The sequence below is a fragment of the Pseudomonas sp. AP19 genome (genome assembly GCF_001728855.1).
Lineage (GTDB): Bacteria > Pseudomonadota > Gammaproteobacteria > Pseudomonadales > Pseudomonadaceae > Aquipseudomonas > Aquipseudomonas fluorescens.
In genome coordinates, this window is record NZ_LXJP01000016.1 from 1 (window position 1) to 23,225 (window position 23,225).

General features: G+C 61.0%; 19 protein-coding genes. 10 read left to right on the plus strand and 9 right to left on the minus strand.

Translation table 11 applies throughout. The features are described 5' to 3' along the window. Nucleotides 1-180: 180 nt before the first annotated feature. Genes A7D21_RS13460 through A7D21_RS13470 form a run of 3 tightly spaced genes read left to right on the plus strand, consistent with a single transcriptional unit; the run spans nt 181 to nt 3,746 of the window. Nucleotides 181-840, plus strand: coding sequence for a paraquat-inducible protein A (locus tag A7D21_RS13460; RefSeq protein WP_053254200.1), 660 nt, complete (start codon nt 181-183; stop codon nt 838-840). Continuing rightward, on the plus strand, nt 827-1,450 hold the full coding sequence (locus A7D21_RS13465) for a paraquat-inducible protein A (protein WP_053254201.1): 624 nt from the start codon (nt 827-829) through the stop codon (nt 1,448-1,450). The genes A7D21_RS13460 and A7D21_RS13465 overlap by 14 nt, the downstream gene beginning before the upstream one ends. Then, nucleotides 1,443-3,746: a PqiB family protein gene (locus A7D21_RS13470; RefSeq protein ID WP_053254202.1), complete on the plus strand. Its 2,304-nt coding sequence runs from the start codon at nt 1,443-1,445 to the stop codon at nt 3,744-3,746. Before A7D21_RS13465 ends, A7D21_RS13470 begins: the two co-directional genes overlap by 8 nt. Before the next feature lie 174 nt (nt 3,747-3,920). Here the strand turns inward: A7D21_RS13470 and mksF are convergent, their stop codons facing one another. Genes mksF through mksB form a run of 3 tightly spaced genes read right to left on the minus strand, consistent with a single transcriptional unit; the run spans nt 3,921 to nt 8,747 of the window. Next, the gene (gene mksF / locus A7D21_RS13475) at nt 3,921-6,761 is read right to left on the minus strand and encodes an Mks condensin complex protein MksF (RefSeq protein ID WP_069551921.1); all 2,841 of its coding nucleotides are present in this window, start codon (nt 6,759-6,761) and stop codon (nt 3,921-3,923) included. After that, a complete protein-coding gene (mksE, locus tag A7D21_RS13480; RefSeq protein ID WP_053254204.1) occupies nt 6,758-7,465 on the minus strand; it encodes an Mks condensin complex protein MksE in 708 nt (235 codons plus the stop codon). The genes mksF and mksE overlap by 4 nt, the downstream gene beginning before the upstream one ends. Continuing rightward, nucleotides 7,455-8,747 carry an Mks condensin complex protein MksB gene (mksB, locus tag A7D21_RS13485; RefSeq protein ID WP_053254205.1) on the minus strand — a complete coding sequence of 431 codons (1,293 nt, stop codon included), beginning with the start codon at nt 8,745-8,747 and terminating at the stop codon, nt 7,455-7,457. The genes mksE and mksB overlap by 11 nt, the downstream gene beginning before the upstream one ends. A 187-nt stretch (nt 8,748-8,934) precedes the next feature. Between mksB and A7D21_RS13490 the strand changes: the two genes are divergently transcribed. Both A7D21_RS13490 and rimI read left to right on the plus strand, forming a co-directional pair. After that, entirely contained in the window at nt 8,935-9,678 is a 744-nt protein-coding gene (locus A7D21_RS13490) for an energy transducer TonB (RefSeq protein ID WP_069551922.1), read from the plus strand. Further along, a complete protein-coding gene (rimI, locus tag A7D21_RS13495; RefSeq protein WP_003188286.1) occupies nt 9,671-10,123 on the plus strand; it encodes a ribosomal protein S18-alanine N-acetyltransferase in 453 nt (150 codons plus the stop codon). Before A7D21_RS13490 ends, rimI begins: the two co-directional genes overlap by 8 nt. A 117-nt stretch (nt 10,124-10,240) precedes the next feature. Here rimI and A7D21_RS13500 read toward each other — a convergent pair whose 3' ends face one another. Further along, nucleotides 10,241-10,645, minus strand: coding sequence for a serine kinase/phosphatase (locus A7D21_RS13500; RefSeq protein ID WP_069551923.1), 405 nt, complete (start codon nt 10,643-10,645; stop codon nt 10,241-10,243). A gap of 153 nt (nt 10,646-10,798) precedes the next feature. Here A7D21_RS13500 and can point away from each other — a divergent pair, with 153 nt between their 5' ends. After that, nucleotides 10,799-11,443 (plus strand): carbonate dehydratase, encoded by a 645-nt coding sequence (can, locus tag A7D21_RS13505; RefSeq protein WP_053254208.1) that lies wholly within the window; start codon nt 10,799-10,801, stop codon nt 11,441-11,443. Here can and A7D21_RS13510 read toward each other — a convergent pair. The 4 genes from A7D21_RS13510 to A7D21_RS13525 all read right to left on the minus strand — a co-directional run bounded on the left by A7D21_RS13510 (nt 11,440) and on the right by A7D21_RS13525 (nt 16,784). After that, a complete protein-coding gene (locus A7D21_RS13510; protein WP_053254209.1) occupies nt 11,440-11,964 on the minus strand; it encodes a hypothetical protein in 525 nt (174 codons plus the stop codon). The genes can and A7D21_RS13510 overlap by 4 nt on opposite strands. Nucleotides 11,965-12,110: 146 nt before the next feature. After that, nucleotides 12,111-13,280: a hypothetical protein gene (locus tag A7D21_RS13515; protein ID WP_053254210.1), complete on the minus strand. Its 1,170-nt coding sequence runs from the start codon at nt 13,278-13,280 to the stop codon at nt 12,111-12,113. Nucleotides 13,281-13,402: 122 nt separating this feature from the next. Next, nucleotides 13,403-15,103 (minus strand): acid phosphatase, encoded by a 1,701-nt coding sequence (gene acpA, locus A7D21_RS13520; protein ID WP_053254211.1) that lies wholly within the window; start codon nt 15,101-15,103, stop codon nt 13,403-13,405. A 262-nt stretch (nt 15,104-15,365) separates the two neighbouring features. Then, the gene (locus tag A7D21_RS13525) at nt 15,366-16,784 is read right to left on the minus strand and encodes a short-chain fatty acid transporter (protein ID WP_053254212.1); all 1,419 of its coding nucleotides are present in this window, start codon (nt 16,782-16,784) and stop codon (nt 15,366-15,368) included. Between the two features lie 186 nt (nt 16,785-16,970). Between A7D21_RS13525 and A7D21_RS13530 the strand changes: the two genes are divergently transcribed. Next, complete coding sequence (locus A7D21_RS13530) at nt 16,971-18,260, plus strand: MFS transporter (protein ID WP_069551924.1); 1,290 nt, start codon at nt 16,971-16,973, stop codon at nt 18,258-18,260. Between the two features lie 3 nt (nt 18,261-18,263). On the opposite strand, the gene A7D21_RS13535 is transcribed toward A7D21_RS13530, so the two are convergent. After that, nucleotides 18,264-19,634, minus strand: coding sequence for a gluconate:H+ symporter (locus A7D21_RS13535; protein WP_069551925.1), 1,371 nt, complete (start codon nt 19,632-19,634; stop codon nt 18,264-18,266). Nucleotides 19,635-19,850: 216 nt separating this feature from the next. Between A7D21_RS13535 and A7D21_RS13540 the strand changes: the two genes are divergently transcribed. The 3 genes from A7D21_RS13540 (at nt 19,851) to A7D21_RS13550 (ending at nt 23,211) form a co-directional block, all read left to right on the plus strand. After that, nucleotides 19,851-20,756: a cation diffusion facilitator family transporter gene (locus A7D21_RS13540; RefSeq protein WP_069551926.1), complete on the plus strand. Its 906-nt coding sequence runs from the start codon at nt 19,851-19,853 to the stop codon at nt 20,754-20,756. 109 nt (nt 20,757-20,865) lie between these two features. Continuing rightward, complete coding sequence (locus A7D21_RS13545) at nt 20,866-22,086, plus strand: TolC family protein (protein WP_069551927.1); 1,221 nt, start codon at nt 20,866-20,868, stop codon at nt 22,084-22,086. Between the two features lie 18 nt (nt 22,087-22,104). Then, nucleotides 22,105-23,211, plus strand: coding sequence for an efflux RND transporter periplasmic adaptor subunit (locus A7D21_RS13550; protein ID WP_069551928.1), 1,107 nt, complete (start codon nt 22,105-22,107; stop codon nt 23,209-23,211). Nucleotides 23,212-23,225 lie beyond the last annotated feature (14 nt).

The following is a 23,225-nucleotide window of genomic DNA, read 5'->3' on the forward strand; positions in this document are numbered from 1 at the left end:
GTGCAAAGGGCTATAGGCATCCACAATGTGCTGACCTGTACGCACGCTGCCTCACCTGCACCATCGCCCCGCGTGTTTTTCGATAGGTCGCTCAATCCTGCCCGACAAATTTGCACAGTTATTTCTGAACCAGACCATTAGAATAGGCACCTAACCTTTTTTAGAATCCGAGCCCTATTTATGCCCGATCCGGTTGATACCCCCGAGGTGTCGGATTTACCACTGGATGATCTGGTGGCATGCCATGAGTGTGACTTGCTGATGCGCAAGCCAACGCTCGCCCTGGGCGAAAAGGCTCAATGCCCACGCTGCGGCTACGAGCTCTACGCTCATCGCCACAACGTCGTTGAACGAAGCCTCGCCTTGGTAATAGCCGCGTTGTTGCTGTACATCCCCGCGAACTTTTTACCGATCATGCAGCTCAATCTACTTGGGCAATCGTCAGAGGACACCGTGTGGAGTGGCGTCGTCGGCCTGTTCGATACCGGTATGCAAGGTGTGGCGGCTGTCGTGTTCCTGTGCAGCATGGGCATTCCCCTGCTCAAGTTGCTCTGCCAATTAGCGGTGCTACTTAGCATTCGCTGGAAGATTGGGCGCAGTTATGGGCTGTTGCTCTATCGCATTTACCATCACTTGAAGGATTGGGGAATGTTGGAGGTCTACTTGATGGGGGTACTTGTCGCGATCGTTAAGCTCGCCGACATGGCCTCTATCACGATTGGCCTGGGGCTGATCTGCTTCGTCAGTCTATTAATCGTTCAGGTTCTGCTTGAGGTGGTGATGTCGCCCCACCAGATCTGGCAGGCATTGGCAGGAGAGGATGATCATGCGGGCGATTGATGCAGGCATTCTGATTTGTACCGAATGCCACGAGTTGAACAAGCAAGAGGCCGACACCGATGAGCAGCTCTGCACGCGTTGCGGTGCACTGATCCATGCCCGTCGCCCTAACAGCCTCATGCGTACCTGGGCGTTACTGATCACTGCGGCGATCTTGTATATTCCCGCTAATTTGTTGCCAATCATGACCGTCAACTCCCTTGGCCAGGGCGACCCCAGTACCATCATGGCGGGGGTGATTCAGTTGGTGCAGCACGGTATGTTTCCCATCGCTGCCGTGGTGTTTATCGCCAGCATCCTGGTACCGACATTCAAACTGGTAGGCATTGGCCTGTTGCTGTTCTCGGTGCAGCGCCACCAACCGCTGTCCGCGCAGCAACGCATCATTATGTACCGCTTTATCGAATTCATTGGCCGCTGGTCCATGCTGGATATCTTCGTGATCGCCATCCTGGTAGCGGTTGTTAACTTTGGGCGACTTGCCAGTGTCGAGGCCAATCTTGGCGCTGCAGCATTCGCCAGTGTGGTGATCTTGACGATGCTTGCCGCAGTAACTTTTGATCCCCGACTGATTTGGGACAACACGGAGTCGGACGACGACCATGAGTGATTTGCCAAAAGCTAAAACCCGCCCAGCTTCCAATTGGTCGGCCATCTGGGTGTTGCCATTGGTTGCGCTGATCATTGGCGGCTGGTTGGGGTGGCGCGCCTATTCCCAGCAAGGCATTGAGATCCAGGTCCGCTTTGAAAGCGGCGAGGGCATCCAGGTCAACAAGACCGAAGTGGTCTACAAAGGCATGACCGTGGGCAAGGTAAAGACGCTGGCTCTGGACGACGAGGGTAGCAATCGCGGTGTGATCGCCACCATTGAGATGAACAAGGATGTCGAGCAATACCTTAAGACCAACACCCGTTTCTGGCTGGTCAAACCCAGCGTCAGCCTCGCCGGCATCACGGGCCTGGAAACCCTGGTCTCGGGTAACTACATTGCCGCCAGCCCTGGCGACGGTGAGCCCACCCGCAAATTCAAGGCGCTCTCCGAAGAGCCGCCTTTGTCAGACGCCAAGCCCGGCCTCCACCTGACCATCAAGGCCGATCGCCTGGGTTCGCTCAACCGTGGCAGTCCGGTGTTCTACAAGCAGATCCAGGTCGGTCAGGTCAAAAGCTACCTGCTGTCCGAAGACCAGAGCACTGTCGAGATCAAGGTCTACATTGAGCCGACCTACGCCAATCTGGTGCGCAAACACACACGTTTCTGGAACGCCAGCGGCATCAGCATCGACGCGAACCTCTCCGGCGTTAAAGTGCGCAGCGAATCCCTCTCCAGCATCGTCGCCGGCGGTATCGCGTTCGCCACACCCGAGAATCGCAAGGACAGCCCACCCACCGACCCGAGCTTGCCCTTCCGCCTCTACGAAGACTTCGACGCTGCTGCAGCCGGCATCAAGGTCAAGGTTAAACTCACTGACTTCGAGGGCCTGCAAGCCGGGCGTACTCCGGTCATGTACAAAGGCATCCAGGTCGGTAGCCTGAAAACCCTGAAGATTGACCCGGACCTCTCCAGTGCCAACGCCGAGCTGACCCTCGATCCGCTCGCCGAAGATTATCTGGTACAGGACACCCAGTTCTGGGTGGTCAAGCCGTCCATCTCCCTGGCGGGTATCACGGGCCTGGAAGCCTTGGTCAAAGGTAACTACATCGCCATTCGCCCCGGCGATAAAGGCAGCGCGCCACAACGCGAGTTCGTCGCGCGTGCCAAAGCGCCGCCGTTGGACCTGCGTTCCCCAGGCCTGCACATGGTGCTGTTCACGGACAACCTCGGCTCCCTGGATGTCGGCAGCCCGATCCTCTACAAGCAGGTCAAAGTGGGTTCGGTGCAGAGCTACCAGTTCTCGCGCAAGAACAAACAACTGGTGATCGGCGTCCACATCGAGAAGGAATACGAGAACCTGGTCAACGGCTCGACGCGTTTCTGGAATGCCAGCGGCGTCACGCTGACCGGCGGCCTCACCGGCGGCATCCAGGTTAAGAGTGAATCCCTCGCCAGCCTGATGGCCGGTGGTATCGCCTTCGAAACGCCGGAACCGAATGTGCCGCTGAAAAAACGCATCCCGCGTTTCCGTCTGTTTGCTGATCGTGAAGCGGCCAATCAACATGGCACCCTCGTGACCATCAAGGTCGATCGCGCCGACGGTTTGCGCCCGGGCACGCCCGTGCGTTTCAAAGGCCTGGATGTGGGCAAGATCGAGCACGTCGACCTAAGCGCCGACATGCAATCCGTGCTGCTCAGCGCGCGTATTACCCAAGTGGCCGATCGGATCGCGCGCGCAGGCAGCCAGTTCTGGGTGGTCAAGCCTGAACTGGGCCTGATGAAAACCTCGAACCTGGAAACCCTGGTGACCGGCCAATACATCGAAGTGCTGCCCGCCGCGAAAAACCTGGGGCCGCAAAAAAGCTTCGTCGCATTGGACAAGCCGCCGGAGGCTGTTCACCAAGAGGCAGGCCTGAGCCTGGTACTCAGCGCTGCACGCCGTGGCTCGTTGAAAGAGGGCGTCCCGGTCACTTACCGCGAAGTCACTGTCGGCAAAGTCACCGGCTATGAGCTGGGCCAGACCGCCGACCGGGTGCTGATTCACATCCTGATCGAGCCCAAATACGCGCCGCTGGTGCGTGGTGGCAGTCGCTTCTGGAACACCAGCGGTTTTGGACTCGACTTCGGCCTGTTCAAAGGGGCGACGGTTCGCACCGAATCCCTGGAAACCCTCGTCGCCGGCGGCATCGCCTTCGCAACGCCAGACGGCGAGCGCATGGGCAATGCCGCACGCCCACAGCAAACCTTTCCGTTGTTCGACAAGTTCGAAGATGAATGGCTGACTTGGGCGCCTAAAATTCCGCTCGGCAAATAAACCGAGGCGCGGCCTTCGCGAGCAACACCGCTCCCACATTCGACTGCGTTCCTACAGGATAAACGCGGTCAAAAGTGGGAGCGGGCTTGCTCGCGAAGAGGCCCTTAAAAAACACCGCAAAAAAAAGGCCGCGATCCATAAGATCGCGGCCTTTTTGCATTTCAGTGCCGTGGATTAAACCTCATCCAGCTCCGGCTCATCCGCCAGCACATTCACCGTTGCCTTGACCGCATCGTGACGACGGATGTACTTCCAGTCCGCCTCATCGATGTAGATGCCATTCGGTCCGCTGCCACCTTCCAGGTCGATCGCCACCTGGGCGGACACCTGCGGTTTCACACTGGCCAGGATTGGCACAAAGCCCAGCTGCAAACTGGTTTCGAGCAGCGCTGCCTGGTTCTTCTCATCGATGTCTGCCGCTTCATCGAGGTAGTACGGCAAGCGCACACGGCCGGCCTGGTCACGGTCCATCAAGTGCAGCAACAAATACATGTTGGTCAGGGCCTTGATGGTCATGGTCGTGCCGTTCGACGCCGCGCCATCGATATCGGTGTGAATCACTGGCTGGCCGTTCACCTTGGTGATCTCGAACGCCAGCTCGAACAGGTCCTTGAGGCCCAACTGGTTATGGTTGGCTGCCACCAGGCGCGCGAGGTATTCCTTGGCCTCTTCGTTCTTGTTGTCCTGCTCAGCGCTCTGGCTGAGGTCGAACACCGACAAGGTCTCGCCTTCTTCATATTGACCGGCACTGTGGATGATCTGGTCGATATGCTTGAGGGCTTCCTTGTTCGGCGCAAGCACGATGCGAAAGCTCTGCAGGTTGGAGACCTGGCGCTTGTTGATCTCGCGGTTGAACAACGCCAGTTGGTGCTCAAGGCTGTCGTAGTCGCTGCGGATATTGCGCAGGGTCCGCGCGATATCGGTGACCGCCGCACGGCGCGCCTTGCCCAGCGTCAGGGCTTCATCGGTACGGTGCGCATAGGCGTTGATCAGTAGCTGCAGGCGACGCTCCACGTCGTCTTCGCTGTCAAACTTGGCCACACCCTTGAGGCGCACCTGGGCGTAAAGCGCTTCGATCTGGCCGTCGGCGCGCAGCAAACCTTGCCAGCTGTCCTGATAGTCATTGAGCAACGGCAGCAAGTTATCCATGGAGTCGTCGACCGGGTCCATGAACGGCGTGCCGAACGGCAAGTCCGCCGGCAGTAACTGACGGCGGCGCAGCGCGTCATCCAGCGTGCGCTGTTTGGCTTCCATATCGCCGATCTGACGCCCGACCAATTGCAGCTTGGCCGACAGCTGCTGGACGCGCTCGGTAAACGCATCGCTGGAGCGCTTGAGCTCATCCTGCGCCGCTTCCATCTGCGCCAGGTGTTCCAGTTTCTCGCCTTCCTCGGCGCTCAGGGTTTGCGCGCGACGGAAATCTTCCAAGGCCTTCTGCGCATCCAGCACTTGCTGGTACAGCGCTTCGGTCTGCGTCTTGCTCGCCGCTCGGTCGGAGGCGACGGCCTGTTGCGTCTTGAGCTGCTTGAGTTCTTTTTCCAGGCGTTCTTTCTGGTCACGCAACGCCGCGCGATCCGCCAGCGCCTGCAATGCAGGTGGTTCGATGTGGGAAATGTCGATAGACAGCCCCGGCACTTCGAAACGCTCGCCTTTGAAGCCGTCGAGGATCTGCTCCAGGGATTTGACCCACTGGCCGTCCTCATCCAGCGTGATGCCGTGTTCGCCCAATGGCAGGCTGAACAACGAACTGTTGAACAGACGCATCAGACGCTCGACGTCCTGCTGTGAGAATTCTTCACGCAGTTTGGCGTAGCTGTTGTTGTCCGCGTGATCGAGTTGCTGCTTGACCGACTTCAGGCGTTTTTCCAGGTCGCGCAAACGCTCGTCCAGATCCTCGGCGCTGAACTGCCGCGACTGCGCCAGGGCGCCAGCGAGTTCATCGTGGGCATCTTTGGCCGCCAGCAATTGCTGCTCCAGCACCTTGACGTCATCCACCAGTGCAAAGCGATGCTTGAGTACCGACAGCTCGCCCAACCAACGCTGGATGCCGCTGATTTCCCGCTCCAGGCGCATCAGCTCCTGCGTGCCGCCACGCTGATCGTTTTGCAGCGCGTCCTGCTCGTTGCGGTAGTGCTCGGCCTGGATCGTCAGTTCTTCCTTGCGCGCACTGGCGTAGTCCGACCACGTGCCGAGCAGCGAGTCCAGCAGCGGCGACAGGCGATGCAATTTGCCGCGCAGAATGTCGCGCTGTTTGACGCCATTGGCGAGCGCTTCAACCAACGGCCCGGCGGCCACCAGCGAGTTGTAATCCTGCTCCATGCGTCGTACATCGCGGAAGGCTTCTTCGCACGCGGCGATGTAATCGACACTGCCGGAACGCAAGCTGTGTTCGAAAGCATCCAGGAACAGCTGCTTGAGCTTGGCCGCGGTGATTTCGCGCATGTGCAACAGGTTGATAAACAGCGCGCGGAAGGTCTTCAAGCTCTGCTCGCTGGTGGAGCGCAGCGGAATCAGGGTCAGGTCGAGCGGCACCGACGTGTGGCCACCCACCAATAAACGGCGCAGTTCATCCGGCTTGAGTTCGTAGGCTTTCAGGCCTTCGCGTTCAAGGTTGGTGAACAACTCTTTCTGGCGCAGGCACGTGTCGTTTTTCTGGTAGTGGGCCAGGTCAAGCTTGCCGGCGTAGGCAAAGAACTGGTGACCGAAACCACCGCCCGGGCCGCGCCCGACCACGCCGATCACGTGGGGGCCGTGGGGCAGCGAGACTTCCACGAGGATGTAGCTGGTGTCAGTGGCAAAGTAGAAGCGCCGCGATTGCTCCAGGGTGTACTTGCCAAAACTCATGTCCGACATGCGCGCCAGAATCGGAAACTGCAGGGCGTTGATCGAAGCGGATTTACCCAGGTTATTCGCGCCGTATACCGACAGCGGCTCTTCCAGCGGGAACAACCCCAAGCTGTAGCCGGCGGTGTTCAATAGGGCGAAGCGGCGGATGCCGTAGCGTTCCTTACTCATGCGTCGGTCTCCTGTTCTTCGGCAATGGCACGTGCCAGGGCGTCTTCTTCGCTTTCGTCCGAGAAGTCACTCAAGTCGAGGGGGTCATCGGTCTTCAACAGTTTTTCGTCGCTGTCTTCATCGATGATCACCGGCGCCGGCAATGGCAACACGCTGTGCACGCTGGCGGCGAGGTCGCGGTCCTGCTGCACCGACAGGCACACATCGAGGAAGCGGTGCATCGGCGGCAGGAAGCGATAGATACCGTTGTCCTCGCTGGCGAAACCCAGCTGGGTCATGCGGCGCATGATTTTTTCTTCGAGCTCTTCCTGGGTTTGCACTTCGGCCTGAATAAACAGGTCGCGGTACTTCTCCAGCAACGATGGCAACTCATCGCGGCCCAGGCTGCCGCCGTCGAGCACGGCGATCGGGTCGCGGCCCTGGTCGGCCAGGTGCTCGACGATGATGAAGGTAAACAACGCCAGGCGCTGGGCGGTCTTGTTCACCTGCGCGCTGGCAATGGCGGAGTCCGGCACGAAGTAGTAGAAACCGCGCGTATCGCAGACCAGTTCGAAGCCCAGTGCCTTGAACAGCGTGCGGTACTGGTCCTGGAAGTTCGACAGCTGTGCGTACAGCTCCGGGTCACGGCGGCTGACGTGGTAACCCTTGAACAGCTCGCGAAAGATCGGCGCCAGCTGGGACAGTTCGGAGAGATCAAGATGCATGCGAAGTCCTTACAGAAGCGGTGCTCGCAGAGGTGTCGGCGGCGTCAGGCGTGGCCGGGAGCAGGGCGAATGAGCGCAGGCTGACCTGGTGCTCGTGTGTGTGGTAATCGCGGCGTTCCAGGCGTTCGCGCTTGAAACGTTTCTCGCGTGAGAGTCGCGAGAACCAGTACAGCAATTCGTCGGTGGCCCCGTCCGGCTCCTGCTCCAGCAGCCAGGTCATCAGGTCCGGCATCGGCAGCGCGTCTTCGCAGCGTTCGAGCATTTCCTTGACCGTGCGCGGTGCACGCTGGGCTTCGCCCTTGTGGGATTTGTGCGCCTTGGGGAACCGCGCTGGTTTAGGCTCGAAATTCGCCAGGGCATACACATACGCTTCGACCTGACTGGCGCTGCCAAGGAAGGTGCTTTGCGGCCGAGTGAACATCGGCATCGCTGCCTGTGGCACCGCGTCCAGGCCTTTACGGCGGATGGCCGACAGCGCCAACGCCGCGCCACGGGTCACGGCGTTGTGCCGACGTGCTTCTTCACGCAGCGGCAGCAGCAGTTCGCGGGCATGACGCAAGGTCAGCTGGGCGCTGGTCTGCATTTCGAGGATGCGCGCGTGGGTGCGCAGCAGCATGTCATCGTCCACCAGGTGGCCAAGGCGCTGTTGCTCGGTCAGCATGCGCAACAGCACGTTTTCGACCTTGCGCACGCCTTGCTCGAAGGCGCCGTCGGCGTTCACCAGTTGGATCATTGGTTCGACATATTCGTCCCAGGTTGCCAAGACCTCGGCATAACGCTGGCGCAACGGGATCTGGCGGTCGCTGGTCTTGGCGCGGTCGGCCACGGCAGCGAGGGCCTGTTCGTCGTTGGCGAGTTTTTTCAGCACATCGCGTACGCGCATATCCAGCAGGCGCAGTTGACGGGCCAGGTCGTGGCCGTCGCGGATGTCGAAGGCGTCCTGGATGTAGCCGGCCAGGCGCTCAAGGTGGCGCAGGTAGGCTTCGATTTCCAGGCACAGGCCAAGCCGGTGCTCCTTGCGAAGATAAGCCAGGAAGTCGTGGATCTGTGCATTGAGCTCGAAACGGTTCGGGCTCTTGGCCACAGGCACCAGGATATCCAGGCGAATCCACACGTCCAGCAGGCTGGTGATGTCCTGGGGCGTGCTGTCCAGTTGTTGGGCGGCCAGTTGTGCGCGCAGCTCGCCAAGGCTCAAGGTGCCTTGGTCAAAGTGTTCGCACAGTGGCTCAAGTAAGGCCCAGTGTTCGGCGAGGGCGCGCAGGACGCGCTTGGGTTCGATCATGGGAATGGCCGGCTGGTTGGCGATTAAAAGTCGCGATTGTACTGCATCAGGCGCGGGATTTATCCACAGCCGGTCAGTGCGCAGTGGGCGATTGTTAGCGAACAGCGGTAGAATCCCCGCTCTTTACTTATCCACAAGTGGCCGAGCTGTGCTTATCGAGTCCCGACGTCGCGCTTACTTGACCGCCATGCAGGTGGTCAACTGGCTGCCCCGCACCGAACTGCCATTTGCCGCCCCATCGCGGCCCGAGCTGCTGCAGGCGCCTGAGCCCTATGAGGCGTTCGAGGTTTCAGGCGAGGAGGCGGCCGCGCCGGTGGCGGTGGTCAAGCCGGTACCCGAGGCGCGTCCTGTGGTCGAACGGGCGAAGGTCGAAGTACCGCGCCCGTCACCGGTCGCCAAACCCGTGGTGGCCGAAGAGGCCACGCCGGTGGTCAAGGCCCCGGTGGTGCCGCCGCCACGCTTTGCCCTGCAATTGCTGCGGGCGGGGCGTTGCCTGCTGTTGGTGGAATTGCCCACCGGCGAACGCTTCCAGACCCGCGACCCGGCCTACATGCTGCTAAAAGACATGCTGCGCGCCGCCGGCCTGCCCGACAGCCCACAAATCGTCGGCGACCCGGTGCGCTGGCCATTGTTGGTGCGCGGCACCATGGACCAGGGCCCGGAAGCCGCGCGGGATTTTGTGCAAGGTTTTGTGTCGGCGCGCCTGGAAGACGAACCCTGCGTGTGCCTGTGGTTGATCGGCCTGCCCGCTGTGCGTTTTGCCGGCGAAGCGAATGCCGAAGCCTGGTACCGCGAACTGCAGGTCGAAGGTCTGGGCTCGGTATGGGCCCTGCCGGGCCTGGAATTATTAATGGAAGAGCCACAGCGTAAGGCTGATGTCTGGCAAGCCATGCGCCGGCTGATGGCGCGCTGGAAAACAACCGATGAGTGAGGCTTTATCCTTCCGCCCGATGACCGAGGCCGACCTCGACGCGGTGCTGAAAATCGAATACGCGGCGTTCAGCCATCCCTGGACTCGCGGGATTTTTCTCGACGGGCTGGGCAAATACCAGATCTGGCTGATGTTCGAGGGCGAGCAGCAAGTGGGCCACGGTGTGGTGCAAATCATCCTTGATGAAGCGCATTTGCTGAATATCACCGTCAAGCCGGAAAACCAGGGCCGTGGTTTGGGCCTGGCGCTGCTGGAACATTTGATGTCCCGCGCGTATGCCGCCAACGCCCGGGAATGCTTCCTGGAAGTACGTGACAGCAACACCGGCGCGTTCCGTCTGTATGAGCGCTACGGTTTCAACGAGATCGGCCGTCGACGCGATTACTACCCCGCCGTGGGCGGGCGCGAAGACGCAGTCGTGATGGCCTGCACCTTAGTCGATTGAACACCTAACCCATGTGAGAGCCGGGCTTGCCCGCGATAGCCGTGTTGGATTCACTGCCGCCATCGCAGGCAAGCCAGCACCCAAGGGGCCCCATTTCACAATGAGGCCTGTGGTGTGTCAGCGGTTGCCGTCTACCGGGTCGAGATCAGCCAACTCGGCTTCATCCAACCCATTGCCGCCGCCGATCTCGTCTTCATCGACGATGCTCAGATCGTAATCCGCCGGGCTGTCTTCACCTTCCTCCCGCGCATCCCGGGCGCCGTCCTCATGAATCAGCGTTTCCGGGCTCATGTCATCATCGGTGGGTTCGTGGTCCTCCGTCGAAGCGCCGGTCATTCCGGCTTCGCGAACCCGCTCGTCGGGCATCAGGTGCTCACGCTCACCCGCTGGGAGTTCGTCGCCGATTTCCGCCGTCGGCTCTTCCTCGTCAAAATTCAGCTCGCGTATCGAGCCCATGCGGTCTTCATTGTCATCAATCGGTTCCGGCTGTGTAGCGCCGTAGGGACGTCGTGAATCTGTCATGGCCAATCCTCATGCTGTGGGGCTTATAGTGTGTGGACAGGCACGGCTCCCCAAAGATTCAAGCTAATTAACACCGGTCTATTCTTGAACCGGGCGTGACCCGGACGGGCGGTCGTCTGTCAAAGCTGCGCATCATTCCTGAGGCTTTCCCTGATGAACGAACTACAAGACCTGCTTGATAACAACGAACGCTGGGCGGATGCGATCAAACAGGAAGATCCCGAATTCTTCGCCAAGCTCGCCCGCCAGCAAACCCCGGAATACCTGTGGATCGGCTGCTCCGACGCCCGCGTGCCGGCCAACGAAATCGTCGGCATGCTGCCCGGTGATCTGTTTGTGCACCGCAACGTGGCCAACGTGGTATTGCACACCGACCTCAATTGCCTGTCGGTGATCCAGTACGCGGTCGACGTGCTCAAGGTCAAACATATCCTCGTGACTGGCCACTACGGCTGCGGCGGCGTGCGTGCGTCCATGCAGGACCGCCAGTTCGGCCTGATCGACGGCTGGCTGCGCACCATTCGTGACCTCTACTACGAAAACCGCGAGCTGTTGGCACAGTTACCCACTGAAGAAGAGCGCGTCGACCGCCTTTGCGAGCTGAACGTGATTCAACAGGTGGCCAATGTGGGTCATACCAGCATTGTGCAAAACGCCTGGCACCGTGGGCAGAGCCTCTCGATCCATGGCTGTATCTATGGCATCAAGGACGGTCGTTGGAAGAGCCTGAACACCACGATCAGTGGTTTCGAGCAACTGCCACCGCAATATCGCTTGCGGCCAGTGGGCGAGGTCTAAGGCCGTTTGCGCTGCCGCCACTGGGTCATGAAGGCCTGACCGTCGGCGTTCAAGGGTTCTGCACTGCCGGTGATCCACCCCCGGCAGTTCAGCTCGCCGCATTGGCAAGCGAACTGCCGGAACAGCGTGTCCTCGGTATTGGCGTAGTCCGTCGTCAGCAGGTCGCCTGCAGCGATGGCTTGCACCGTCCAGACTTCCAGGTACGTGGCATCGAAAAACACATTCGGGTTGCACGAGTGCGAGAGCAGGCCGCTGAACCACGGGTCATACAAGTGAATGCGTGATGACAGTTGCAGGGTATGCAAGCGGCGTTCGCTCAGGGCGTAGCCGGAAACTCTGGCAATGCGCGTGCGGCTGTCAAAGGCAACGCACGCCTTGATGCTGGCACCCGGCCCAGTTGCGTCCTGTACCACCTGGAAGTGGGCGTTCGAGGGGTAACCGTGTTCAACGAGCACTGTCTTGAACGGGTAAAGGCCGTCACTCACAGCGGTTTTAGCCTGATCCATGGCTTGAGTCTTCATAACTCTCCTGGGTTGGGCTGCATCGACCTGCGAAGGGGGCTGACTACCAGTCTTGCAGCGGATGGGTGCGGCCCAAGATTCGCTGAAGTTGGATCCGATTTCTACTGTCAAATCTGACAGTAGAAATCGGTTATAGCGTGCTCGGCTTACAGCGCCGGGGCTAGGACAGCCGGGGTTGGAGTGGCGTCCTTCAGTTGTTTCAACTGAGCCTTGATGACGGGTGTGGCGCACTTGGCGTTGGCTTGCTCGGGGGGCAGATTGCGCACCGAGGTGTAGAACAACTCACAGGTCTGTTCCTTGCGCGTGACCTGCCAGGTATTCATGCACGCCTTGAGCAGTACATTCGCATCGCTGGCGGGTTTCTGCCCCATGCCGGCTTGCCAGCACGCGGCGCTCAGGTCCTGCCCCATCACCTTCAAGCCGGCCTCATCGGCTTTCTGTTCATTACCGTCGTAAGTTGCCGGATCTGCTGCGTACCAGATGTAACTCGGGTGGTTGGCGCCCAGTACCGACACGGTCTTGCCCGCTGTCGGGCTGATCTGCGCCAGGCCCAGCACACCCACAGTCTGGCCATATTGTTGCTTGATCCAATTACGCACCGGCGCGCCGAACGCCACCATTGGCAACGAGCCATTGGCGCGCAGGCTCAACTCCCTGACCATGCGTGTCTGGTAATCGGCGAAGTAGCCGTAAACGTTTTCGAGGTCCTTGCCCGCATTAGAGGGCGCGGCGATCGGCGCGATATCGATGATGGTCTGATAGGCCGGTGTTTCGGTGGCGGGGATGCCATTGTCGGTGAGCAACGTGGCCCAGCGGTCGGTGGTCGCCGATTCCAGGTAATCCTGGGCCTGGGTCAGCGAATAGTCCGGCGGGAAGTGCAGCAGTTCGATGCTCTTGCGATTTTCCAGGGCCATGCCCAGCGGCAGGAACAGGTACCAGTTGTAAGCCCACTTGCCGTCGCTGTTGAGCTTGCTGGCGCCTTGGTAGGCCAGGTCGGCGGTGTTGAGCAGCGTGGTCAGTGGCTGGCCATAGTGGTCGGGCACGCCGCTGAACGTGGCTGAGACCTGGCCGTCATGGGTTTTTACACTGACCTTGGCGCGGCTATAACCGTCGCGCAGCAGGCTTTGGTTCAGATAGTGCTCGGCGGTCTGCTCCAGCGTCCATGGCCGAAAGCAGATCACGTTGCAGTTATTGGGGAACGCAAACAACTGGGTGACCCGCTGCGTGCTGCCCAATGGTACTTCGATGTCGGCCTGTACGACCGCACTGGCGAGCAGTGCGGCCAGGGTGAAGGACAGCCTGGTCGGTTTAAACATAGTTGTTTCCTTGTCAGCGAAAGCCCGTCTGCGCGGGGTGAAAGCCCACTTGCACACAGTAGCGGTTGACCAGGAAAACCGCGTGCTAAATCGCTGGGCATGTCGCTATTGGATAAGAAAACCTACACCTTGAACTGCAAGGCGTTGCTCAGATCGCCCATGGGCTTCTGGCCGCGCGCAATCATGGCGTCGTCGCGCAGCTTGAGGCCGTCCAGTTTTTCCAGCTGGAACACGCGGGTGATCAAGCGCAGGATCGACGCGGTGTCGTACACCGTATGGTCGACTGTGCCTTTGCGCGCAAACGGCGAAATAACCAACGCCGGGATACGCGTGCCCGGGCCCCAGCGGTCGCCTTTGGGCGGTGCAACGTGGTCCCACCAGCCGCCGTTCTCATCGACGGTGATAATCACCACCATGTTTTTCCACTGCGGGCTCTCCTGCAACACTTTCAGGGCACGGGTGATATGGCGGTCGCCGGAGGCCACGTCGGCGTAACCGGCGTGCATGTTGAGGTTGCCCTGCGGTTTGTAGAAGCTCACCGCCGGCAGTGTCCCCGCCTGGGCATCCGCCAGGAAGTGATTGGTGCTCGGTTCATCGCCCAGGCCACCGTCGCGCAGGCGTTTCTTGCGCTCCAGCGGATTTTCCGGACCTTGCTGCTTGAAGTAGTTGAACGGCTGGTGGTGATACTGAAAGCTGGGGATCTTGGGAATCGCCGCCGAATCCTTGTGCTCGTCGATCGTCGCCTGCCAGGCACCGCCGTACCAGGCCCAATCGACGTTCTTCTTCGACAGCTTGTCGCCGATGTGTTCGTGAGACTGCGGCACCAGCACGCTGGGCAGGTCGGGTTTGGCGTAGTCCGGGCGCTCCGGGTCGCGGATCCAGGTGGGCCAGTACGGAGGCGCCATGGTGTTTACCGCATAGCCGTCCGGCGTCAGTGCGCTGGGCCCGAACTGCGGCGGGCCGGTCATGGCGCTGGCCGGTGACTTGTCCAACGGCTTGAGGCGCGTGTCGGTTGGGTCGTCGCTCTGCAGCGTGGCGATCTGCGATTTAGCCACCGAGTTGGCGGCATCCGGGTAAAACGGCACTTGAGCACTGATCAAGTATTGGTGGTTGAGGTACGAACCACCAAAGGCACCCTGGAAGAAGTTGTCGCACAACACGAACTCCCTGGCGACGTCCCACAAGCGCAGCGAGTAACGCGTTTGCGGGTAATAGCCAAACGTCAGCGCACCGGAGTCGGCCCAGGCGACAAACAGGTCGTTCTTGCCGCCATTGATCTGCATCTGGTTCTGATAGAACACATGCCACAGGTCGCGGGTGACCAAGCCCAACGGCAGGTCTTCGCCGTTCGGCCCCTTCAATGCGTAGGGCGCGTTGGGCAAGTGTTCCTGATATTGGGTGGCGTTGGGGTAAAGCACGCCGTCAATCGTCTGCGGCCCCAACTGAGTGACGCCGCCCCATACCTGCGGCAGCGTCTCCAGCAGGCTGCCGTCGCGGTCGCGCTGCTGATAGTCGGCGGGCTTGAGAGCGGACAGTGGGCTTTGCACACCGGGGAAGTCGGCAAACAGATTGTTGAAACTGCGGTTTTCGCCGTAGATGACCACCACATTCTTCACGTTATCGTGCAGGGCCTTGTCCAGCTCAGCTGGCGACAGTTCGCGGGTGACTACCGGCCCAGGCGGTTCAGCGGGCCCACCGCAGGCGCTCAGGGTCGCCCCGGCGCCCAGTACGGCAACCCCTCCTAAAAAGCGTCGACGGCTTGAATCGGGGAGCGTATCGGCGGCATTTTGGGTGGCTTTCGGGTCTTCGGTTTCTTCGGTCATCCGAGGCATCTCACGGCTGTTTTTGGTTTATTTGTTGCTGGATGTTTCGTTGAAAAGGCATCAAATATGGCAAAGCTTAAACGCTTCAGTCTATAAGGCGAGGCCTTAGGGCATAAGGGTTCTGATGATGACTATCGGGTTTCGTAACGTGGCCGCGCTGCAATGCACCCTGTGCCCCGTGATCGATTGACGGTCGATCAAGGGGCCAGAGGCGGTGCCGGGCCTGAGGGCGAAGCTTAAGCAGGCAATGTGACAGAAGCGTTTACGGCATCACGGGAGGCAGGTATTTGAGCGTGGTGCCCAGCGCCCAAAGCAGGAACAACACCAACGGCGTGTGCACCAGCAGTTGCACAAACGAGAAACCAATCAGGTCTCGTGCCTTCAGCCCCAACACGCCGAGCAACGGCAGCATGTAGAACGGGTTGATCAAGTTCGGCAGCGCCTCGGCAGCGTTGTAGATCTGTACCGCCCAGCCCAAGTGGTATTGCAGCTCATTGGCCACTTGCATCACGTAAGGCGCTTCGATGATCCACTTGCCGCCCCCCGATGGAATAAAGAAACCCAGCACCGCCGAGTACACGCCCATCAACAACGCATAGGTGTCGTGAGAGGCGATGGAGGTAAAGAAGGTCGAGATATGGTGCGCCAGGGTCTGGCCGTCGCCGCCCTTGACCACGGTCATCAATGCAGCGATCGAGCCATACAGCGGAAACTGGATCAGCACGCCGGTGGTGGTCGGCACGGCACGCGCCACTGCATCGAGGAAACTGCGCGGGCGCCAGTGCAGCAGTGCGCCAACCATGATGAACAGGAAGTTATAGGTGTTCAGCCCTGAAATGGCGCTGATCGCCGGCTTGGTCGAAAACTCATGGAATAACCAACCTGCCGCCAGCAATGCAAGCAGAATGGTCAGCAGCGGGCTGTGCTCCAACCATTCGCCCGGACGGCTTGGCGCTTGAATCTTGGGCAGGTTGAAGGCCGGGTCGACGCCGCAGGCTTTGGCATCACGGGCGCTGTTCGGCCCAGGCGCGGTGGCGTAGGCGATGATCAGCGAAACCACGATCAACGCCAGCAACATCACCCCGGATTGCCACAGAAAGATCGTCTCAGTGAACGGAATCACCCCGGTAATCGACAGAATCGACGGCGGCAAGCTGGCGGGGTTGGCCTGTAGTTGCGCGGCCGACGACGACAGCCCCAACGCCCACACCGCGCCCAGGCCCAGGTAGGCGGCGGCCCCGGCTGCGCGGTAATCCATGCGCAAATCCGTGCGGCGGGCGAGCGCGCGCACCAGCAAGCCGCCGAACACCAGGGACAAGCCCCAGTTGAGCAGGGAGGCGACCATCGAGATCAACGCCACCCACGCCACAGCCGAGCGGCCGTTTTTCGGGATGCGCGCCAGGCGGTCAATCAGCTTCACCGCCGGTGGCGAGCTGGCCACCACATAACCGCCGATCACCACAAACGCCATCTGCATGGTGAACGGGATCAGGCTCCAGAACCCATCACCGAAGGCTTTGGCGGCCTCGGTCGGCGCGGCGCCCATGCCCAGGGTCGCCACGGCGACGATAATCACGGCGAGGGCGGCAAACACCCAGGAGTCAGGAAACCAGCGTTCGGCGAAGTTGGAGCAACGCAGGGCAAATCGGGCATAGCGGCTTTCTTCGATAGCATCGGCCACGAGTCTTTCCTCTTGTATTTATTATGGGTTTTGGCAGTTTTACGGCATGTTCCTCTACGCCCATTGATTTGGGAATGTAGTTATCTTCATTGATCCATGAGTAAAACAAATATATCTGTCGCGATTGCCATCATTGGGCTCAGCTCATAACCTGCACGCCATTTTGTTTGTCTGCCGAGCCTCCACATGACTGCCACCTTTTCCCCACAGGCGCAGCGTTTTTCCCGCTCCGACTACAAAACCCTGGGCCTGGCCGCCCTCGGTGGCGCCCTGGAAATCTACGACTTCATTATTTTCGTGTTCTTTGCGCTGACCCTCAGCCAGCTGTTTTTCCCACCCGAAATGCCCGAGTGGCTGCGCCTGCTGCAAAGCTTCGGCATCTTTGTCACCGGCTACCTGGCGCGCCCGCTGGGCGGCATCCTGATGGCGCACTTTGCCGACCACCTGGGGCGCAAACGCGTGTTCAGCCTGAGCATCCTGATGATGGCGCTGCCCTGCCTGCTGATCGGGATCATGCCGACTTACGCACAAATCGGTTATTTCGCGCCGCTGATCCTGCTGGCGCTGCGCGTGCTGCAAGGCGCTGCGGTGGGCGGCGAAGTGCCCAGCGCCTGGACCTTCGTCGCCGAGCACGCGCCGCGCCAGCACCGTGGATATGCCTTGGGCTTCCTGCAAGCCGGCCTGACTTTCGGTTACTTGCTCGGCGCACTCACCGCGACCGTGCTGGCGCAACTCTTCACCGCCGCCGAAATCCTCGATTACGCCTGGCGCTTCCCGTTCCTGCTCGGCGGCGTGTTCGGTGTGATTGGTGTGTGGTTGCGCCGCTGGCTCAACGAAACCCCGGTGTTCCTCGAAATGCAGGCCCGCCGCCAGGCCGCCGCCGAACTGCCTCTGCGCACCGTGCTGCGCGACCATCGCGCGGTGTTGCTGCCGGCAATGCTCCTCACCTGCGTGCTCACCTCGGCCGTGGTGGTGCTGGTGGTCATCACCCCGACCATGATGCAAAAAACCTTCGGCATGAGCCCCAGCCACACCTTCGCCTTGAGCGCGCTGGGCATTGTTTTTCTGAATATCGGTTGTGTACTGGCCGGCCTGCTGGTGGACCGCATCGGCGCCTGGCGCACGGTGCTGGTCTATAGCCTGTTGCTGCCGGTGGGCATTGCGGTTCTGTATGCCAGCCTGATCAGCGGCGGCGTGTGGCTGGGGGCGGCGTACGCTGTGGCGGGCTTGAGTTGCGGGGTAGTGGGCGCAGTGCCGTCGGTGATGGTCGGCCTGTTTCCGGCGCCGGTGCGGGTGTCCGGGATTTCCTTTACCTACAACATTGCCTACGCGCTGTGGGCGAGTACCACACCGCTGTTGTTGATTGCATTGATGCCGACGAGCCCGTGGATTTGCGTGGGCTATTGCGTAGTGATGGGCGCGGTCGGGGTGGTGAGTGTGGCGCTGTTCGGCAAGCGCCACACCTTGGCGACCTGAGGGTCAGGTCAGGAAGTGCCAGAGCAATAGCGTACCGACCAGCCCGACCACCGAAACAATCGTCTGCAACACCGACCACACCCAGATCGTCTGTTTGAGTTGCAAGCCGAAGTACTCACGCACCATCCAGAACCCGGCGTCGTTGACGTGGCAGAAGAACACCGAGCCGGCGCCAATCGCCAATGCCACCAATGAACTCTGCGTCGCCGCCAGCCCGGCCATCATCGGCGCGAGGATGCCCGCGGTTGTGGTGGTGGCGACCGTTGCCGAACCGGTGGCCTGGCGCAGGGCCACGGCAATCAACCAGGCCAGCAGCAGATACGGCATGTGCGCGCCTTCGGCGACCTTGCTGATGGTCTGGCTGACGCCGGCATCCAGCAGGGTTTGCTTGAGGCCGCCGCCAGCGCCGATGGTCAGCAGCAACACGGCGATCGGCGCGAGGGCTTTGCGCAGGGTGTTGCCAACGTCGGCACGCGGCATACCGGCGGCCCAGCCGAGGCAGACCACCGCGGCGATCACCGCCAGGCCGAGCGCGATCAGCGGTTCACCGAGAAACTTCAAGGTCAGTGCCAGCGGGTTTTCCGGCGACATGGCGACCTTGGCCAAGGTGCTGCCGAGCATCAAAATCACCGGCAGCAAAATGATCAGCAGCGACACCCCGAAACTCGGCTGGCGCGGCGCCTTGGGCGGTGCGCTGAACAGCGCGCCGATGTCCGCCGGTTCATCCACGTGCATGCGCTTGGACAGCCAGTTGCCATAGAGCGGGCCGGCCAGGATCACCGCCGGTACTGCCAGGCAGAAGCCCAGCAACATGGTCAGGCCGAGGTCGGCGTGCAACGCGCTCACCGCAATCAGCGGTCCCGGATGCGGCGGCATCAGGGCGTGCAGGGTGGTCATGCCGGCCAGTGCAGGGATGGCGATTTTCAGCAGGGGCTGGTTCGAACGTTTGGCCATCACAAAGATGATCGGCACCATCATCACCAGGCCGACTTCGAAGAACAGCGGCAAGCCGATCACCATGGCCACCAGCGCCATTACCCAGGGCAATGATTTGCCTTTGCCCAGCCCGAGCAGGGTGGTGGCGATACGGTCGGCCGCGCCGGATTCCGCCATCAGCGCACCGAGCATCGAGCCCAGCGCGATGATGATCCCGGCTTCACCAAGAATCGCCCCGGCGCCTTTGCTGAACGCTTTGGCGACTTCCTCAGGCGGCAATCCGGCGCCGACGCCGGCGATGAATGTGCCGATCAAAATTGACAGGAACGGCGGCAGCTTGGTCGCGCTGATCAACACAATAATGCTGGCGATGGCCAGCAGGACACAGAACATGAGGCGGGTGTCGTGGACCATCCACGCGGCAGTCGATAACTCCAAAACGGGACTCCTTATCGAACAGGTTGGCTAATATGTTTCTTTTTGTTTCCTGCTCGAAAAGCATACCCGATAGAACTGTGCCAGAGCGTTCATGTGCGATTTTGGTGCGCGTCATCTAACGGCGGGCTGTCGCGCAGATGACATATTTGCAACCCATGCGCGAAGATTTGGCCTATAGCTCTATGATCAACGGACCCCACCCTTTGAGGACATTTCATGAGCGCAGGACATAACCACGGCCAGGTACGCGCCGGCCACGAGCGTCTTCTATGGATCGCCCTCGGGCTGACCGGCAGCTTCATGATTGCCGAGGTGATCGGCGCGTTTATCACCGGCAGCCTGGCGCTGTTGTCCGACGCCGCGCACATGATGACCGACGCCCTGGCCCTGGCGATTTCCCTGGTGGCCATCCAGGTTGCCAAACGCCCTGCCGACCGCAAGCGCACCTTTGGTTATGCGCGTTTCGAGATTCTGGCGGCGGCTTTCAATGCGCTGCTGCTGTTCGGCGTGGCGTTTTACATCCTGTATGAGGCCTATCAACGGCTACAGGCGCCGGCTGAAATCCAGTCCACCGGCATGCTGGTCATTGCGGTGCTGGGGCTGATCGTCAACCTGATTTCCATGCGCCTGCTCAGTGCCGCCAGCGGCGAAAGCCTCAATGTGAAGGGCGCTTACCTCGAAGTCTGGAGCGACATGCTCGGCTCTATCGGCGTGATCATCGCGGCCGTGGTGATCCTGTTCACCGGTTGGGGTTGGATCGACTCCGTGGTGGCGGCGGCGATTGGTTTCTGGGTGTTGCCGCGCACCTGGACGCTGCTCAAGGAAAGCATGAACGTGCTGCTGCAAGGTGTGCCGGACGGGGTTGATATCGATCAGGTCGAGCAGGCCATTCGCAAGGTGCCCGGGGTCAAGGACATACACGACCTGCATATCTGGGCCCTGACCAGCGGCAAGAATGTGCTGAGCACTCACTTGGTGGCGGACTCGACGCTCGGCACCGAGCAGCAGATCCTCACACTGGTGACTGAAGTGCTGCACGAACAATTCGATATTTCCCACGTCACCTTGCAGGTTGAAGGCGAAGGGTTTCATCACGACGACCATGACGACCTGCACGCCTGATCCTCGCTAACGGATTTGTAATGTTCTGCCCACCGCCCTGATAAGTACTGAAGGCTACATTGCCCCCGCTGGGAAACCTCAGCGACTTCATGGGCGTGGAACTTTCGTTATGGCAATTTCGGTTAAAACACTGTTGGGGGCGACTGCGTTGTGGCTGGCCGCCAGTGCGGTCCAGGCGCAAACCCTCACGCTTGATAGAGCCCTGCAAACCGCGTTTGCCAACAACCCTGACCTGGCCGCCGCGCAATGGGAAATCGACATCGCCCAGGGCGGTCGCCAACAGGCGGGCTTGATGCCCAACCCGGTGGCCTCCTGGGATGCTGAAGACACCCGCCGCAACACGCGCACCACCACGATCAAACTCAGCCAGACCCTGGAGCTGGGCGGCAAGCGCGGTGCGCGGATTGACCTGGCAACCCGCGCCCAGGACGCTGCCGCACTGACCCTGGAGCAGCGTCGCAACGACCTGCGCGCCGATGTGATCGACAGCTATTATGGCGCCCTACGGGCCCAGGAGCGCCTCGACCTGGCGCAACGCTCTGTGGCCCTGGCCGAGCGCGGCCTGGTGGTCGCCAACGGCCGTGTCAGGGCCGGCAAGTCGTCACCGGTCGAAGCGACCCGCGCGCAGGTGCAGGTCTCGCAGATTCGCCTGGAAATGGACCGTGCGCAGATCGGCCTGAGCGACGCCTATCGCCGCCTCGCAGCCATTACCGGCAGCGCCGCGCCGGACTTCCAGGCGGTTGCGACGCAAAGCCAATCTGCGCCGCCATTACCGGCCTTCACACCGTTGCTGGCGCGCCTTGAGCAAACCACGCAGCTGCGCCTGGCTGAGCTGCACATTCAGCAAAACGAAGCCAGCGTAGGCCTGGAAAAAGCCCAGCGGATTCCCGACCTCGACGTGTCGATCGGCAGCCAGTACGACGCCGGCGTGCGCGAGCGGGTCAACCTGGTGGGCGTGTCGATGCCGATCCCGCTGTTCAACCGCAACCAGGGCAACGTGCTCGCCGCCAGCCGCCGCGCCGACCAGGCCCGTGACTTGCGCAACGCCACTGAGTTGCGCCTGCGCACCGAAACCCGCCAGGCCCTGGACCTGTGGCAAACCGCGAATACCGAAGTGCGCGCCTTCAACCAACAGATCCTGCCCGCCGCCCAAAGCGCGGTGGACAGCGCCACCCGGGGTTTCGAGATGGGCAAGTTCAACTTCCTCGACGTGCTCGACGCTCAGCGCACCTTGATCGCCGCCCGCACCCAGTACCTCACGGCGACTGCCCAGGCCACCGACGCCTGGGTACGCATCGAACGGATTTACGGCGACCTCGCCCGGTTTTGATTTTTTCTGGAGTTTTTTATGAAGCATAAACACGGTGTGGCGCTGGCCGTCGCCTTGGGCCTGATGCTGTCTGGGTTTGCAAACGCCGAAGAAGAGGAGGGCACACTTGAACTCACTGAGCAGCAGATCCAGGCCGCCGGTATTCAACTCGCCCAGGCCCAGCCACGCGCTATCAGCAGCCTGCTGACGCTGCCGGGAGAAGTGCGTTTTGATGAGGATCGCACCTCGCACATTGTCCCGCGCGCGGCCGGTGTGGTGGAGGCGGTGCAGGTCAACCTCGGCCAGTCGGTTAAGAAGGGCGAGCTGTTGGCGGTGATCGCCAGCCAGCAAATTTCCGACCAGCGCAGTGAGCTGGCAGCCAGTGAGCGGCGGGTCGAACTGGCGCGCACCACCTTCCAGCGCGAGCGCCAATTGTGGCAGGACCAAATCTCCGCCGAGCAGGATTACCTGCTGGCGCGCCAGGCCTTGCAGGAAGCTGAGATCGCCCTGAACAACGCCCGCCAGAAAATGACCGCCCTCAGTGGCAGCGCCGTCCTGGTCGGCGGCAATCGCTATGAACTGCGTGCTCCCTTCGCCGGCATGGTGGTGGAAAAGCACCTGGGAGTCGGCGAGGTCGTCAGCGAAACCAGCAACGCATTTACCCTCTCGGACCTGTCGCAGGTATGGGTCACCTTCGGTGTCTTTCCCAAAGACTTGAACAAGGTGCGCGTGGGTAAACCGGTGAAGGTCAGCTCTACGGAAATGGGCACCGACGTGCTCGGCACCGTGGCCTACGTCGGCAACTTGCTCGGCGAGCAGACGCGTACCGCCACCGTGCGCGTGAACGTGCCCAACCCCGACGCCGCCTGGCGCCCCGGGCTGTTTGTCACCGTGCAATTGGCCACTGACACCTACCAGGCCAAGGTCACCGTGCCTCAAACCGCGATTCAGACCATCGAGGACAAACCCTCGGTGTTCGTGCGCACGCCGGACGGTTTCATCACCCGCCACCTTGAGCTGGGCGTGAGTGAAAACGGCTACGTCGAGGTGCGCCAGGGCCTCGACGCCGGGGCACAGGTGGCGACGGCCGGCAGCTTCATCCTCAAGTCCGAACTGGGTAAAGGCTCGGCCGAGCACGCCCATTGATCCTGCGAGTGATT

Bases quoted from the DNA above. Each gene is read 5' to 3' on its own strand.
- A7D21_RS13545 (WP_069551927.1), top strand. From the start codon at position 20,866: ATGGCAATTTCGGTTAAAACACTGTTGGGGGCGACTGCGTTGTGGCTG.
- mksB (WP_053254205.1), bottom strand. From the start codon at position 8,747: ATGATCGAACCCAAGCGCGTCCTGCGCGCCCTCGCCGAACACTGGGCC.
- A7D21_RS13500 (WP_069551923.1), bottom strand. From the start codon at position 10,645: ATGACAGATTCACGACGTCCCTACGGCGCTACACAGCCGGAACCGATT.
- mksF (WP_069551921.1), bottom strand. From the start codon at position 6,761: ATGAGTAAGGAACGCTACGGCATCCGCCGCTTCGCCCTATTGAACACC.
- A7D21_RS13530 (WP_069551924.1), top strand. From the start codon at position 16,971: ATGACTGCCACCTTTTCCCCACAGGCGCAGCGTTTTTCCCGCTCCGAC.
- A7D21_RS13470 (WP_053254202.1), top strand. From the start codon at position 1,443: ATGAGTGATTTGCCAAAAGCTAAAACCCGCCCAGCTTCCAATTGGTCG.
- rimI (WP_003188286.1), top strand. From the start codon at position 9,671: ATGAGTGAGGCTTTATCCTTCCGCCCGATGACCGAGGCCGACCTCGAC.
- acpA (WP_053254211.1), bottom strand. From the start codon at position 15,103: ATGACCGAAGAAACCGAAGACCCGAAAGCCACCCAAAATGCCGCCGAT.
- A7D21_RS13540 (WP_069551926.1), top strand. From the start codon at position 19,851: ATGAGCGCAGGACATAACCACGGCCAGGTACGCGCCGGCCACGAGCGT.
- A7D21_RS13550 (WP_069551928.1), top strand. From the start codon at position 22,105: ATGAAGCATAAACACGGTGTGGCGCTGGCCGTCGCCTTGGGCCTGATG.
- A7D21_RS13515 (WP_053254210.1), bottom strand. From the start codon at position 13,280: ATGTTTAAACCGACCAGGCTGTCCTTCACCCTGGCCGCACTGCTCGCC.
- A7D21_RS13490 (WP_069551922.1), top strand. From the start codon at position 8,935: ATGCAGGTGGTCAACTGGCTGCCCCGCACCGAACTGCCATTTGCCGCC.
- can (WP_053254208.1), top strand. From the start codon at position 10,799: ATGAACGAACTACAAGACCTGCTTGATAACAACGAACGCTGGGCGGAT.
- mksE (WP_053254204.1), bottom strand. From the start codon at position 7,465: ATGCATCTTGATCTCTCCGAACTGTCCCAGCTGGCGCCGATCTTTCGC.
- A7D21_RS13465 (WP_053254201.1), top strand. From the start codon at position 827: ATGCGGGCGATTGATGCAGGCATTCTGATTTGTACCGAATGCCACGAG.
- A7D21_RS13510 (WP_053254209.1), bottom strand. From the start codon at position 11,964: ATGAAGACTCAAGCCATGGATCAGGCTAAAACCGCTGTGAGTGACGGC.
- A7D21_RS13460 (WP_053254200.1), top strand. From the start codon at position 181: ATGCCCGATCCGGTTGATACCCCCGAGGTGTCGGATTTACCACTGGAT.